Below are 13,768 nucleotides of genomic sequence, written 5' to 3' on the forward strand. Positions count from 1 at the left end.
CCATTGGACGGACGCGGCTTCGATTCCCATATTGGAAATTGAACTGGCCCCGAGGAGCAGACGAAGTCAGGATCGATCGCGGCGCTCGGCTTGCGTCGCGCCCGGCGGTTCGCCTGGAACTTCGCATTTGGCTACCGGGCGTCCGGCATGACCCCGATCAGTGCCCCGCGCGTACGTGGTTCCTACACTGCTGTGTGCCGCTGCACCGGACCGGAGCCCGTCATGGCCGACACGCTGATCCGAAAGGCCGCCCGGGGCAGCCTCGCATTGCCTAACCTGGCCGATTACTCCGCCACGTGTGCCAGCTTCAATTGGGGCGTGGAGCGCCTGGCCCTGCGCGGTCTGCCGGGCGGCGGCATCAACATCGCCTTCGAGGCGCTCGACCGGCACGTGCAAAACGGCCGTGGCGGGCAGGTGGCCTTGCGTTGCCTGTCGCGTGACGGCGTGGCGCGCGAGTTCACCTACGCCGGGCTGGCGGCCGAAGCCAACCGCTTCGCCAATGTGCTGGCCGCGCTCGGGGTGGGCAGGGGCGAGCGGGTGTTCAGCCTGCTGGGGCGCGTCCCGCAGCTGTATGTGACGGCGCTGGGTGCGCTCAAGGCCGGCGCCGTGTTCTGTCCGATGTTTTCGGCTTTCGGCCCGGAGCCGATCCGCGCCCGGCTGGAGCTGGGCGGCGCCCGCGTGCTGGTGACCACGCCACAGCTGTACCAGCGCAAGGTGGCGGCCCTGCGCGATCAATTGCCGCAGTTGCAACACGTGCTGCTGGTGGGCGACGCCGCCAGCGCCGGCAGCGACACGCAAAGCCTTGCGACGCTCATGGCCAATGCCGACGACAGCTTCGACATTCCACCCACCGGCGGCGAGGACATGGCCCTGCTGCACTTCACCTCCGGCACCACCGGCCGGCCCAAGGGCGCCGTGCACGTGCACGCGGCGGTGTTGCAGCACTACGTTACCGGTCGGCTGGCGCTGGATCTGCACCCGGGTGACGTGTTCTGGTGCACCGCCGACCCCGGCTGGGTGACCGGCACCTCGTACGGCATCATCGCGCCGCTGGTGATCGGCGCCACGCTGGTGGTGGATGCCGAGGAATTCGACGCCCAGCGCTGGTACGGCATCCTGCAGGAGCAGAAGGTCGACGTCTGGTACACGGCGCCGACCGCCATCCGCATGCTGATGCGCCTGGGCGACGAGCTGCCGGCGCGCTTCGACCTGTCGCGGCTGCGCTTCATGGCCAGCGTCGGCGAGCCGCTGAACTCCGAAGCGGTGATCTGGAGCCAGCGCGCGCTCGGCCAGCCGTTTCACGACAACTGGTGGCAGACCGAGACCGGCGGCATCATGATCGCCAACTTCGCCGCCATGGACATCAAGCCCGGCTCCATGGGCAAGCCGCTGCCGGGCATCGAGGCGGCCATCGCCAATGTCGCCAAGGACGGCCGCCTGGAGTTCGTCGAGCGCCCCGGCGAGCAAGGACAGCTGGTATTGAAGGCCGGCTGGCCGTCCATGTTCCGCGGTTATCTGGGCGAGGAAGAGCGCTACCGCAAGTGCTTCGTCGGCGACTGGTACCTGTCCGGCGATCTGGCCCGCCGCGACGCGGACGGCTACTACTGGTTCGTCGGCCGCGCCGACGACGTGATCAAGACCTCCGGCCACCTGATCGGCCCATTCGAGGTCGAGGACGTGTTCATGCAGCACCCGGCGGTGGCCGAATGCGGCGTCATCGGCAAGCCGGATCCGGTGGCCGGCGAGATCATCAAGGCCTTCGTGGCCCTGAAACCGGGCTTCGAGCCGGATGCGGCACTGCACGACGCGCTGCTGGCGCACGCCCGCAAGCGCTTGGGCGCCGTGGTGGCGCCCAAGGAAATCGAATTCGCGCCCAGCCTGCCCAAGACGCGCAGCGGCAAGATCATGCGCCGGCTGCTGAAGGCGCGCGAACTGGGCCTGCCCGAGGGCGATACCTCGACCCTGGAGAACGCCTGATGGCCCTGCCGGACGCCGATACCGCACACGCCCTGCTGCGGCACATGCTGCGCATCCGTGCCTTCGAGGACGCCTGCGCCGAGCAGTACAGCGCCACCCGGATTCGCGGCTTCCTGCACCTGTACAACGGCGAGGAAGCCATCGCCGCCGGCATCATCCCGCTGCTGGACGCGGCCGACGCCATCGTCGCCACCTACCGCGAACACGGCCACGCGCTGGTGCGCGGCGTCGACATGGGCGCCGTGATGGCCGAGATGTTCGGCAAGCAGGAGGGCTGCAGCCACGGCCGCGGCGGCTCCATGCACCTGTTCGACGCCGCCGCGCGCCTGTACGGCGGCAATGCCATCGTCGCCGGCGGCCTGCCGCTGACGGTCGGACTGGCGCTGGCCGACGCCATGCAGCAGCGCCCGCAGGTCAGCGTGTGCTTCTTCGGCGAGGGCGCGGCGGCCGAGGGCGAGTTTCATGAGTCGCTGAACCTGGCTGCCCTGTGGCGCCTGCCGGCGCTGTTCGTGTGCGAGAACAACCAGTACGCCATGGGCACGGCGCTGGCCCGTTCCGAGGCCGAGACCGACATTCACCTGAAGGCCCGCAGCTACGGCCTTGCCTCGGCGGCCGTGGACGGCATGGATCTGCTCGCCGTGTGCGAGGCGGCGCAAACCGCCATCGCCTACGTGCGCGGCGGCCACGGTCCGTACCTGCTCGAATGCCACACGTTCCGCTTTCGGGCGCACTCCATGTTCGACAGCCAGCTGTACCGCGACAAGGCAGAGGTCGAGCGCTGGCGCGCCCGTGACCCGATCGACCTGTTCGAGCGCGAGGCGCGCAACCTTGGCCTGCTCGCGGACGACGCACGCGCCGCGCTGCAGGCCGAAGTGGACGCCGAAGTGGCGGCGGCGGTGGCCTTTGCCGAGGCCGGCACACTCGAACCGGTAGACCGGCTGACGCGCGACGTCTACACGGACCAACCGGCATGAACGCCGCCACCCTGACCTACCGCGAGGCGATGCGCCAGGCGCTGCGCCAGGCACTGGCGAGCGACCCGCGGGTGTTCCTGATGGGCGAGGACGTCGGCCGCTACGGCGGCTGCTACGCCGTCAGCAAGGGCCTGCTGGAGGAATTCGGCGAGGAGCGCATCCGCGACACGCCGCTGTCGGAATCGGCCTTCACCGGCGCCGGCATCGGCGCGGCGCTGGGCGGTATGCGGCCGATCGTCGAGATCATGACCGTCAACTTCAGCCTGCTGGCACTGGACCAGATACTGAACAACGCCGCCACGCTGCGCCACATGTCCGGCGGCCAGGTGTCGGTACCGTTGGTGATCCGCATGGCCACCGGCGCCGGCCGGCAACTGGCGGCGCAGCACTCGCACAGCCTGGAGGGCTGGTACGCCCACATCCCGGGGTTGAAGATCGTCGCCCCGGCCACCGTCACCGATGCCCGCCACATGCTGGCCGCCGCGCTGGCCGATCCGGACCCGGTGATCGTGTTCGAGCACGTCATGCTCTACAACGCCGAGGGCCCGCTGGACGCGGTCGATTCGGTGCCGCTGACCGGCGCCGCCGTGCGCCGGCCCGGCCGGGACGTGACGCTCATCAGCTACGGCGGCAGCCTGCCCAAGACGCTGACCGCGGCCGAGCAGATGGCCGGCGACGGCATCGAGGCGGAGGTCATCGACCTGCGCTGCCTGCGCCCGCTGGACGACGCCACGATCATGGCCTCGGTGCGCCGGACGCGGCGGGCGGTGATCGTGGACGAGGGCTGGCGCAGCGGCAGCCTGGCGGCGGAAATCAGCGCCCGCATCGTCGAGCAGGCCTTCTACGACCTGGACGCGCCGCCGGCGCGCGTGTGCAGCGCCGAGGTGCCGATTCCGTACGCCAAGCACCTGGAGGATGCCGCCCTGCCGCAGGTGAATGGCATCGTCGCCGCCGCGCGCGGGGTACTCGGGCGTGGCTGATTTCGTCATGCCGTCGCTGGGCAGCGACATGGAAAGCGGCAAGCTGATCGAGTGGCGCATCAAGCCGGGGGACCGGGTCCGGCGCGGCGACATCGTGGCGGTGGTGGAGACGCAGAAGGGCGCCATCGACGTCGAGATCTTCGACAGCGGCGTGGTCGAATCGCTGGTGGTGCCACCGGGCGCCGAAGTGCCGGTCGGCACCGTGCTGGCCACCGTGCGCAGCGACGGCGAGACGGCGCCAGAGCCACCCGCCACAGCCGCCGCACCAATGCATCCGCCTGCACCAGCCGCCGCTCCTGCACCACCGGCTGCGCCGGCCCCGGCGCCTGCCATCCCAAGCGGCGAACCGTCCCCGCGCGAACGGCTGCGTGCCTCGCCGGCAGCCCGCCAGCGCGCCGCCGCGCTGGGCATCGACCTGGCCACGCTCACCGGCAGCGGCCCCGGCGGCGCCATCACGCTGGCCGACGTCGAGGCGGCACCTGCAAAGCAGCCGGTACGGGAGCCCCGTGCCAGCCCGTCGGTGCGCCAGCGGGCGCTGGAACTGGGGATCGATCTGGCGCAGGTCACCGGCAGCGGCGCCAAGGGGGCGATCACCGTGGCGGACCTGGAGCGCGCCGCGGCCAGTGCGAAGCCGGCGGCGCCCGCCCGACCATCCGCCGCGCCGTTCGAGCCCGACGCCATGCGTCGCGCCATCGCCGCCGCCATGGCCCGCTCCAAGCGCGAAATCCCGCACTACTACCTGGCCACCACGGTCGACTTCGAGCCGGCGCTGCGCTTCGTCGAGCGCGTCAATGCGCAGCGCGATCCCGAACAGCGCCTGCTGTACGCCGTGCTGCTGATCAAGGCGCTGGCGCGGGCGCTCAAGGAAGTGCCGGAACTGAACGGCTTCTGGCGCCAGGAGCGCTTCGAGCCATCAGCCGCTGCACATGTCGGCGTGGCCGTGGCGCTGCGCCGGCGCGGGCTGATCGCGCCCGCCCTGCACGACGTGGCGGACAAGGATCTGGATACGCTGATGACGGAGCTGAAGGACCTGGTGCAGCGCGCCCGCGCCGGCGGGCTGCGCAGCTCCGAACTGACCGACCCCACCATCACCCTGTCCAGCCTTGGCGACAACGGCGTCGAGACGCTGTATCCCATCATCACCCCGCCGCAGGTGGCAGTGGTGGGTGCGGGCTCCGTGGTGCGCCGGCCGTGGGTGGTCGGCGAGGGGCTGGCCGTGCGCCGCGTCATCACCCTCACCCTGGCCGGCGATCACCGTGTCAGCGACGGCCACCGCGGCGCGCTGTTCCTGGCGGCGCTCGACCGCCTGCTGCAAAAACCGGAGGAGCTATGACCGAAGCCGAACTGCGCGAGCGCCTGCTCGCCATCCTGGGCGCCATCGCGCCCGAGGCGCGCGAGATCGACATCGACCCCGAGCAGAGCTTTCGCGACCAGCTCGACATCGACTCGATGGACTTCCTGAACTTCGTCACCGCCGTGCACAAGCAGCTCGGCGTGCCGATTCCGGAACTGGACTACCCGCGCCTGGCCAGCCTCAATGGCGCGGTGCATTACCTCATGAAAAAGCTGCCGGGCTGACGCCGCCGCCCAGTCGCGACGCGGCCACTGCGCCCAGCCGGCGGCAACACATACCTCGCGGGACCGCCTAGAATGCCGGGCGCTTCGGACCGGGTGCCCATCGGGTCCGCCAATCACCAGCAGGGTGTCTTGAAAGTCGCGACCTGGAACGTCAATTCGCTGCGCGTGCGTCTGCCGCAATTGCTCGACTGGCTGGAGCGGGCGGCGCCCGACATCGTCGGGCTGCAGGAAACGAAAGTCGCCGACGAGGAGTTTCCGGTAGCGCAGCTGGCGGCGGCGGGCTACCGAGCGGTGTTTGTCGGTCAGCGTACGTACAACGGCGTGGCCTTGCTCAGTCGCGAGCCGCCGGGCACCCCGCTGATGGCGCTGCCTGGGCGGCTTCAGGACGAGCAGAAGCGCTTCGTCGCCGCCCGTTTCGGCGCGTTGGACGTGGTGTGCGCTTACGTGCCAAACGGCAGTGAGGTCGGTTCCGACAAGTACGCGTACAAGCTCGGTTGGCTGGAGGACTTGCGGCGCTACCTGCAGGCGCTGCTGCGCGAGTCACCCAAGGTGCTGGTGATGGGCGATTTCAACATCGCCCCGGCCGATATCGATGTGCACGATCCGGTTGCCTGGCAGGGTCAGGTGCTGGTCAGCGACCCCGAGCGGGCAGCCCTGGCCGGGATCATGGCGCTGGGTCTGCACGACACGTTCCGGCATCTGAATCCGGACCTGCGGGCGTTCACCTGGTGGGATTATCGTGCCGCCGCATTCCGGCGCGACCATGGGCTGCGCATCGACCACATTCTGGCCAGTACGCCGCTATTGGGCGCGTGCCGCGCCTGCCGGGTGGAGCTTGACCTGCGCCGTGCCGAGCGGCCGTCGGATCACGCGCCGGTGTTGCTGGAACTGGACGCCGCCGCGCTGGCCTGACCGGACGGCGAGCTGCTGCGGCAGGCGCGGGAGCGGCGGTCAGTCGTCGGCGATCCCCAGTTCCTTGATCTTGCGGGTCAGCGTGTTGCGACCCCAGCCGAGCAGCAGGGCCGCGTCCTGGCGACGCCCGCCGGTGCGCTCGAGCGCAACGCCGATCATCAGCCGCTCGAAGGCCGGCGTCAGGTCGTTCATGACGCCACGCTCGCCGCAGGCCAGGCGTCCGGCGGCCCAGCGGCGCAGCGCGCTTTGCCAATCCTCGTCCAGCGTCGCCGGCGCGCCGACCACCTCGGTCGGCAGGTCGTCGATCCGTACCACCTGCGTGGGTGTCATGACGGTCAGCCAGCGGCAGACGTTTTCGAGTTGGCGCACGTTGCCGGGCCAGTCGAAATGGCTGAGCCGCTCCAGCACCTGCGGGGCGACGGTCTTGCAGTCGACCTGCAATTCCTTCGCGGCGCGGGTCAGGAAGTGCAGCACCAGGCCCGGGATGTCCTCGCGCCGTTCGCGCAGCGGCGGCACGCGGACGCGCACCACATTGAGGCGGTGCAGCAGATCCTCGCGGAACTTGCCGGCCTGTACCTGCAGTTCGAGATTCTGGTGGGTGGCCGCGATCACCCGCACGTCCACCTGCAGCGGCGCGTGGGCGCCGACCCGGTAGAACTCGCCTTCCTGCAGCACGCGCAGCAGTCGGGTTTGCAGTTCGGCCGGCATGTCGCCGATCTCGTCCAGAAACAGCGTGCCGCCATGCGCCTGTTCGAAGCGTCCGCGGCGCAGCGCCTGGGCGCCGGTGAAGGCCCCGCGCTCGTGGCCGAACAGCTCGGATTCGAGCAGTTCGCGGTTGATGGCGGCCATATTCAGCGCGATGAACGGCCCGCTGCTGCGCGGGCTGTGGCGGTGCAGGGCGCGCGCGATCAGCTCCTTGCCAGTACCCGACTCGCCGGTGATCAGCACGTTGATGCTGGACCGCGACAGGCGCCCGATGGCCCGAAACACCTCCTGCATGGCCGGCGCGGAACCGATCATGTCAGACGGCGCGGCCGGTTGCGGCTGCTCTGCGGTGGTCGTGTTCTCGCGCCGCTGCGCGATGGCCCGGCTGACCAGGTCAACCGCATCGTCGATGTCGAACGGCTTTGGCAGGTGCTCGAAGGCGCCACCCTGGAAGGCCGACACCGCGCTGTCCAGATCTGGGTAGGCGGTGGTGATGATCACCGGTACCTTGGGCGCGCGCTCGCGCAGCTCGGCCAGCAGATCGAAGCCGCTGCGACCGGGCATGCGCACGTCGGAAACGATCGCATCGGGCTCGTCACCGGCCAGGGCCGCGCTGGCACGTTCGGCGTCTTCGAACTCAATGGCCTGGAAGCCCGCACTTTGCAGCGCGCGGCACAGTACCCAGCGTATCGAACGGTCGTCATCGACCACCCATACGCGTCCCTGGCGATTCATCGGCGTTCTCCGGCAATCGGCAGCAGCACGGAAAACACGGTGTTCCCCGGCGCGCTGTGGAAGTTGATGCAGCCTTCGTGCCGACTGACCAGGGACTGAGCAATCGACAGGCCAAGCCCGGTGCCGGTGCTGCGACCGGTGATCAGCGGATGGAAAATCTGTTCGCGCAGGTGCTCCGGCACGCCCGGGCCGTTGTCGATCACGTCCACCTGTACCAGCAGGCGGTGGTGCCGGCCGGCGATGGTCATGCGGCGGCGTACCCGGGTGCGCAGCACTACCCGGCCGGGGCGGCAATCGGCTTCGTCCACCGACTGGACGGCATTGCGGACCAGGTTCAGAAACGCCTGTATCAGCTGTTCGCGGTCGGCCCACAGGTCCGGCAGGCTGGGGTCGTAGTCGTACTCGATGCTCAGTTGCGGCGGCAGGTCGGCGGCCACCAGCGCGCGGACCCGTTCCAGCACCTCGTGCACGCTGACGCGGGCCATCTCGGGTGCCAGTTCTGGGCTGAGCATGCGATCGATGAGTTTCTTCAGGCGATCGGCTTCGCCGATGATGATCTGCGTGTACTCGGCAAGCTCTGGGTCGGCCAGTTCCCGCTCCAGCAGCTGAGCGGCACCGCGCAGGCCACCGAGCGGGTTTTTGATCTCGTGTGCCAGGCCGCGCAGCATCAGCCGGTTGGCTTCCTGCTGGGCCAGCAGCTGGCTCTCGCGCTGGGTATCGCCAAGCGGGCCGGTGGCTGCAATTTCAAGGATGAGTCCTTTGGCATCTGGCCCGTCGAGCGGCGTCAGCCAGCAGTTGAAGCGTTTGGCGGGGTTGCCGGGCAGCTCGAAATTGAGGTCGTGCCGCAGCACCGGTTGCTGACGCTCGAGGGTTTCCGCAACCAGGGCGGGCAGGGCCGGATCATGCAGCAGGTGCCCAAGCGGCTGGCCGCGCAACTGGCGGGCACTTGCGCCCAGCAAGATCTCGCCCGCCTGGTTCAGGTAGGCCACGCGCTGCTGGTCATCGATGACCAGCACGGCCGTTTGCAGGTTGTCCAGTACCGCACGCCCGGCGTGGTCGGTGCTGGCGACATCGTGGTCCAGGGGGATTTGCATGGGCAGATCGCGGCAAGAGCAGATGCCGCTGAAGGATGTATCAGCTGCCGCTGCGGGGTGGTGGTTTGCGGGCCGGAAGGTTCAAGGACTGGCGTTTGAAATGAAAGCGGATGGCAGGGCTTTGCTTCAGGTCCTTGCCCTGCGCGTCGCGAATGACGACCGACAGCTCGTACGTGCCGGGGTCGAGATCCGTCAGGGCAAAGCCGCTGGCAGGGACGCCATCGCCTTGCGCCACGCCGTCCAGCAGCGGGACCAGTACATGTCCCTCGGCAAGCGGCGGGACGATCCGTGCCTGCACCCTCACCGGTCCTTGCGCGAACCAGTGCACGGAATCGTTGGCCGGTTCGGTGATCAGCAAGGTGGTGTAAGCCTCGGTCTTGTCGGCCTCAGTGGGCGACGCGGTGGCAGCGGCTGGCTTTGGTACTGCCGTCGCCGCGGGCTCACTGGCGGCCGGCAGGTCGATATCGATCTCGCGTGCGCCCGGGCTGGGCTGGTCCGAGAACACCGTCGAGCCGTCCGGTCCCTTCGACTGATAAACCCGCGTCGCCAGACCCGGCAGGGGCAGGGTCAAAACAACGAGACAGAACACTACCGGGCGGAAAGAAATCATGCTGACGCCCAATCGATATGCCGACGGCTGAAATATCCCGTGGGGGCTTCTCGCGAAGCCCCCACGGGATGGGTCAGCAACTGTAGTACATGTCGAACTCGACCGGATGGGTCGTCATGCGCACGCGCGTGACGTCCTGCATCTTCAGCTCGATGTAGCCGTCGATCATGTCGTCGGTGAACACGCCGCCTGCGGTCAGGAAGTCACGATCCGCGTCCAGCGCGTCCAGCGCCATATCCAGCGAATGGCACACCTGCGGGATGGCCTTGGCTTCCTCGGCCGGCAAATCGTACAGATCCTTGTCCATCGCCTCGCCCGGATGGATCTTGTTCTTGATACCGTCGAGGCCCGCCATCAGCATGGCGGCAAAGGCGAGGTAGGGGTTGGCGGTCGGGTCCGGGAAGCGCACCTCGATACGCCGAGCCTTGGGGCTGGACACCCACGGGATGCGCACCGAGGCCGAGCGGTTGCGGGCCGAGTAGGCCAGCATCACCGGTGCCTCGAAGCCGGGCACCAGGCGCTTGTAGCTGTTGGTGCCCGGGTTGGTGAGGGCGTTCAGCGCCTTGGCGTGCTTGAAGATGCCGCCGATGTAGTACAGCGCCAGTTCCGACAGGCCGCCGTACTTGTCGCCGGCAAACAGGTTCACACCGCCCTTGGACAGCGACTGGTGTACGTGCATGCCGCTGCCGTTGTCGCCGACCAGCGGCTTGGGCATGAAGGTGGCCGTTTTGCCGTAGTTGTGGGCGACGTTCAGCACCACGTACTTGAGCACCTGGACCTCGTCGGCCTTGCGCACCAGGGTGTTGAACTTGACGCCGATTTCACACTGACCGGCAGTGGCGACCTCATGGTGATGCACTTCCACTTCCAGGCCCATCTCCTCCATCGCCAGCACCATTGCGGTGCGGATGTTGTGCAGGGAGTCGACCGGGGGCACCGGAAAGTAGCCACCTTTCACGCCCGGCCGATGGCCCTTGTTGCCAACATCAAACGCGGTGCCAGAGCGCCAGTGGGCTTCCTCGGAATCGATTTCGACGAAGCTGCCGCTCAGGCCGGCACCCCAGCGCACGTCGTCAAAAATGAAGAATTCCGGCTCCGGGCCGAAAAACGCCGTGTCGGCGATGCCGGTCGATTTCAGGTAAGCCTCGGCGCGGCGCGCCACGGAGCGCGGGTCGCGTTCGTAGCCCTGCATGGTGTGGGGTTCCAGCACGTCGCAGGTGATGTTGATCGTGGCCTCGTCGGTGAACGGGTCCATGACCGCGGTCTGCGTGTCGGGCATGAGCACCATGTCGGATTCGTTGATGCCCTTCCAGCCGGCGATGGACGAGCCGTCGAACATCATGCCGCGCTCGAAGAAGTCGCCATCGATGCGCGCGGTGGGGATGGTGAGGTGTTGCTCCTTGCCGCGCGTGTCGGTGAAGCGAAGGTCGAGGAACTTGACGTTCTGCTCACCGATCTTCTTGAGCACATCAGACGCTGACATGTAGGTACGCTCCTTAGGGCGGATTGCTGACTAGGCGAACGGGAAAACAGCCCGGGCGGATGTCCGGTCGGACATCGACTTTCGGGCCAATATGAGGACGAAGGCTGGAAAGCAGCAGATGTGCCAAGCCAGTATCCGCACATGGCCGGCATTATCCACCGAAAATACCGCTTCAGCATTCACCAAGTTGGTGCATGCATATCACGCATGCTCCACAAAGGGGCGGCCGCCAGGTGGCTTCGATTCCTAGAACAGATTTGATTCCTGCGCCGGTGTCGGCGTGTCGTCCGGCGCCGAGGTTTGGGTCGCCAGGATGGCAGGCAGCCGATCGGCACTGAACCACTCGAACAGCGTGTCCGGTCCGCTGTCGACTGTTCGCTGGCCGCTGTGACGGTCGATTCGCAGCGCGACCAGGCCGGCGGGTGCCGGCGGGTAGCCGACCGGGAGCTCCGGCAGTATTGCCGACATGAAATCCATCCAGATGGGGAGCGCTGCGCGGGCGCCGGTTTCGCCCTTGCCAAGCGATTGCGGTTGATCGAAGCCGACCCATGCCGTGGCCAGCAGGTGGCTGTTGAAACCGGCAAACCAGGCGTCCCGCTCATCGTTGGTGGTGCCGGTCTTGCCGGCCAGGTCGGCGCGTCCCAGGCTCTTGGCGCGTACGGCGGTGCCGTGGTCGATCACATCCCGCAGCATGGAATTGAGGATATAGGCATCGGTGGCGGGCAGCACGCGGGGCGCGTGTGTCACCGCATCGGTTGCTGCGGGGTCGACTGCGCAATCAGCCTCGCAGGACACCACCTGCGGGGCCTGCCACAGCACCCGACCCTGCGAATCCAGCACGCGCTCGACCACGTAGGGGTCGACGCGAAAGCCGCCGTTGGCGATCACCGCGTAGCCGGCGGCAAGCTCCAGCGGCGTGACGGAGGCCGTGCCAAGCGCCAGCGATAGGTTGGCCGGCAAGCGCTCGGCCGCGAAACCGAACCTGAGGCAGTAGCGGCGCGTGAAATCGACGCCGACCGCGTTCAGCAGGCGCACGGAAACCAGATTGCGGGACTGCGCCAAGGCCTCACGCAGGCGCGTCGGCCCGTAAAAGCGGCCGGTGTAGTTCTCCGGTCGCCAATACCCGTCGGGGGTTTCGGCCGGGAAGGCCACCGGTGCGTCATTGATGATCGATGCCGCCGTATAGCCGGTGGCCAGGGCCGCTGCATAAATGAACGGCTTGAACGTGGATCCGGGCTGGCGCTGCGCCTGTAGCACCCGGTTGAAGCGGCTGCGGTTGAAGTCGTAACCGCCGACCAGGGCGGTGATTGCGCCGGTGCCAGGCCGCAGGGCCACGAATGCCCCCTCCACCTGCGGCAGCTGGGCAAGGCGCCATCCGTCGGCCCCCTGCGACAGGTAAACGACGTCGCCGCTGCGCGGCTGCCAGCGGGCGCCAAAGCGATCGGCGCTCCGGTCGCCCAGATTGATGGGGCCGGCAGCCGACAGGTATTGGCCGCTCGACAGGCGCACGGCTGGCAGCAGATCTGCGGCCGTGGGCAAGGCACGCAGGCGGGCCTGCAGCTGTGCCTGATCGCCCAGTTCGGTGTCCGGCAGGCGGCCGATCGGCCCACGGAAACCGCGTCGGCGGTCGTAGGCTCGCAAACCCGACCGAAGCGCCTGATTGGCGGCCCGCTGCTGTGTGCCGAGGATCGTGGTGATGACCTGGTAGCCGTTCTCGTACGCGGCGTCGCCATAGCGTTCCAGCATCCAGGCGCGCGCCATTTCGGCGACATGGTCGGCTTCGAGTTGCGGCGCGAAGCCGTGGTGACCGGCCGTGTCCACATGCGCCAGCGCACGGCGGTAGCCGTCCGCGTCCAGGTAGCCCAGGGCATGCATGCGTCCGAGCACATAGTCGCGTCGTTCGAGTGCGCGTTGGCGATTTACCAGCGGGTTGTCACGCGAGGGCGCCTTAGGCAGCCCTGCCAGCAGCGCCATCTCAGCCACGTCGAGTTGGTCGACCGGTCGTCCGTAATAAAGCTCGGCAGCCGCGCCGAAGCCATAGGCCCGGTTGCCGAGGAATATCTTGTTCACGTAAAGGCCCAGAATCTGGTCCTTGCTCAAGTTTTGCTCAATACGGATCGCCAGCAGAATTTCGAGCGCTTTGCGACGAAACGATTTTTCCCGGCTCAGATAAAAATTGCGGGCGACTTGCATCGTGATGGTGCTGCCGCCCTGGCGCATTTTTCCTGTGCGCAGCAGTTGCCAGGCCGCCCTTGCCAGGCCGCCGGTGTCAAATCCGGGATGTTCGAAAAAATTGGCATCTTCTGCCGCCAGGATTGCCTGCACCAGATGCTCGGGCAGGGCGCCGCCATCGAGTGGCACGCGCCGCTGGTCGCCGAACTCGGCAATGCGTTGCCCGTCCAGGGAGTAAATCCGCAGCGGCTGTGCAAGCCGGGACTGGGCCAGCTGATCGACCGCCGGCAGCTCCCGTTCGAGCAGGAGGTATCCGCCGACGGCCACCAGCGAAAGCAGTAAAGCGAGGTTCGCGATAGCCGCCGCGACCACAGGCGACCAACGCTTCATAATGGTGCTGGGGTCCCGACAAGTCGCCGGAGTGACGCAGCCCCAGGGCGGTTACCCGGCACCCTGGTTCCGTGGCACAGGCGGCACACTAAATGGAGCAGTCCGGGCGGGGGGTATGCCGATGCCGCCCGGCGCCTATTGAATTTCTGGTCCGGTTG

At 67.9% G+C, this 13,768-nt stretch carries 11 protein-coding genes; 6 read left to right on the forward strand and 5 right to left on the reverse strand.

From position 1 onward, the window contains the following. Nucleotides 1–222 precede the first annotated feature (222 nt). From acsA to xth, 6 genes are all read left to right on the forward strand, one after another. On the forward strand, nucleotides 223–1,977 hold the full coding sequence (gene acsA / locus H5U26_RS09765; RefSeq protein ID WP_290619131.1) for an acetate--CoA ligase: 1,755 nt from the start codon (nucleotides 223–225) through the stop codon (nucleotides 1,975–1,977). Next, on the forward strand, nucleotides 1,977–2,951 hold the full coding sequence (gene pdhA, locus H5U26_RS09770; protein WP_290619132.1) for a pyruvate dehydrogenase (acetyl-transferring) E1 component subunit alpha: 975 nt from the start codon (nucleotides 1,977–1,979) through the stop codon (nucleotides 2,949–2,951). Before acsA ends, pdhA begins: the two co-directional genes overlap by 1 nt. Beyond that, nucleotides 2,948–3,931, forward strand: a complete 984-nt coding sequence (locus H5U26_RS09775) for an alpha-ketoacid dehydrogenase subunit beta (protein WP_290619133.1) — start codon at nucleotides 2,948–2,950, stop codon at nucleotides 3,929–3,931. Before pdhA ends, H5U26_RS09775 begins: the two co-directional genes overlap by 4 nt. Beyond that, nucleotides 3,924–5,264 (forward strand): dihydrolipoamide acetyltransferase family protein, encoded by a 1,341-nt coding sequence (locus tag H5U26_RS09780; RefSeq protein WP_290619135.1) that lies wholly within the window; start codon nucleotides 3,924–3,926, stop codon nucleotides 5,262–5,264. The genes H5U26_RS09775 and H5U26_RS09780 overlap by 8 nt, the downstream gene beginning before the upstream one ends. After that, a complete protein-coding gene (locus H5U26_RS09785; RefSeq protein WP_290619137.1) occupies nucleotides 5,261–5,509 on the forward strand; it encodes an acyl carrier protein in 249 nt (82 codons plus the stop codon). The genes H5U26_RS09780 and H5U26_RS09785 overlap by 4 nt, the downstream gene beginning before the upstream one ends. Before the next feature lie 129 nt (nucleotides 5,510–5,638). Next, nucleotides 5,639–6,421 carry an exodeoxyribonuclease III gene (xth, locus tag H5U26_RS09790; protein WP_290619140.1) on the forward strand — a complete coding sequence of 261 codons (783 nt, stop codon included), beginning with the start codon at nucleotides 5,639–5,641 and terminating at the stop codon, nucleotides 6,419–6,421. A gap of 39 nt (nucleotides 6,422–6,460) precedes the next feature. On the opposite strand, the gene ntrC is transcribed toward xth, so the two are convergent. The 5 genes from ntrC to H5U26_RS09815 all read right to left on the reverse strand — a co-directional run bounded on the left by ntrC (nucleotide 6,461) and on the right by H5U26_RS09815 (nucleotide 13,547). Then, nucleotides 6,461–7,861, reverse strand: coding sequence for a nitrogen regulation protein NR(I) (gene ntrC / locus H5U26_RS09795; protein ID WP_290619142.1), 1,401 nt, complete (start codon nucleotides 7,859–7,861; stop codon nucleotides 6,461–6,463). Beyond that, nucleotides 7,858–8,955 (reverse strand): nitrogen regulation protein NR(II), encoded by a 1,098-nt coding sequence (gene glnL / locus H5U26_RS09800; RefSeq protein WP_290619144.1) that lies wholly within the window; start codon nucleotides 8,953–8,955, stop codon nucleotides 7,858–7,860. The genes ntrC and glnL overlap by 4 nt, the downstream gene beginning before the upstream one ends. Nucleotides 8,956–8,995: 40 nt before the next feature. Further along, a complete protein-coding gene (locus H5U26_RS09805; RefSeq protein ID WP_290619146.1) occupies nucleotides 8,996–9,565 on the reverse strand; it encodes a DUF4124 domain-containing protein in 570 nt (189 codons plus the stop codon). A gap of 73 nt (nucleotides 9,566–9,638) precedes the next feature. Beyond that, entirely contained in the window at nucleotides 9,639–11,048 is a 1,410-nt protein-coding gene (glnA, locus tag H5U26_RS09810) for a glutamate--ammonia ligase (RefSeq protein WP_290619148.1), read from the reverse strand. 246 nt (nucleotides 11,049–11,294) lie between these two features. Beyond that, nucleotides 11,295–13,547, reverse strand: coding sequence for a PBP1A family penicillin-binding protein (locus H5U26_RS09815; protein ID WP_290619150.1), 2,253 nt, complete (start codon nucleotides 13,545–13,547; stop codon nucleotides 11,295–11,297). Nucleotides 13,548–13,768 lie beyond the last annotated feature (221 nt).

It is taken from the genome of Immundisolibacter sp., assembly GCF_014359565.1.
Classification (GTDB): Bacteria; Pseudomonadota; Gammaproteobacteria; order Immundisolibacterales; family Immundisolibacteraceae; genus Immundisolibacter.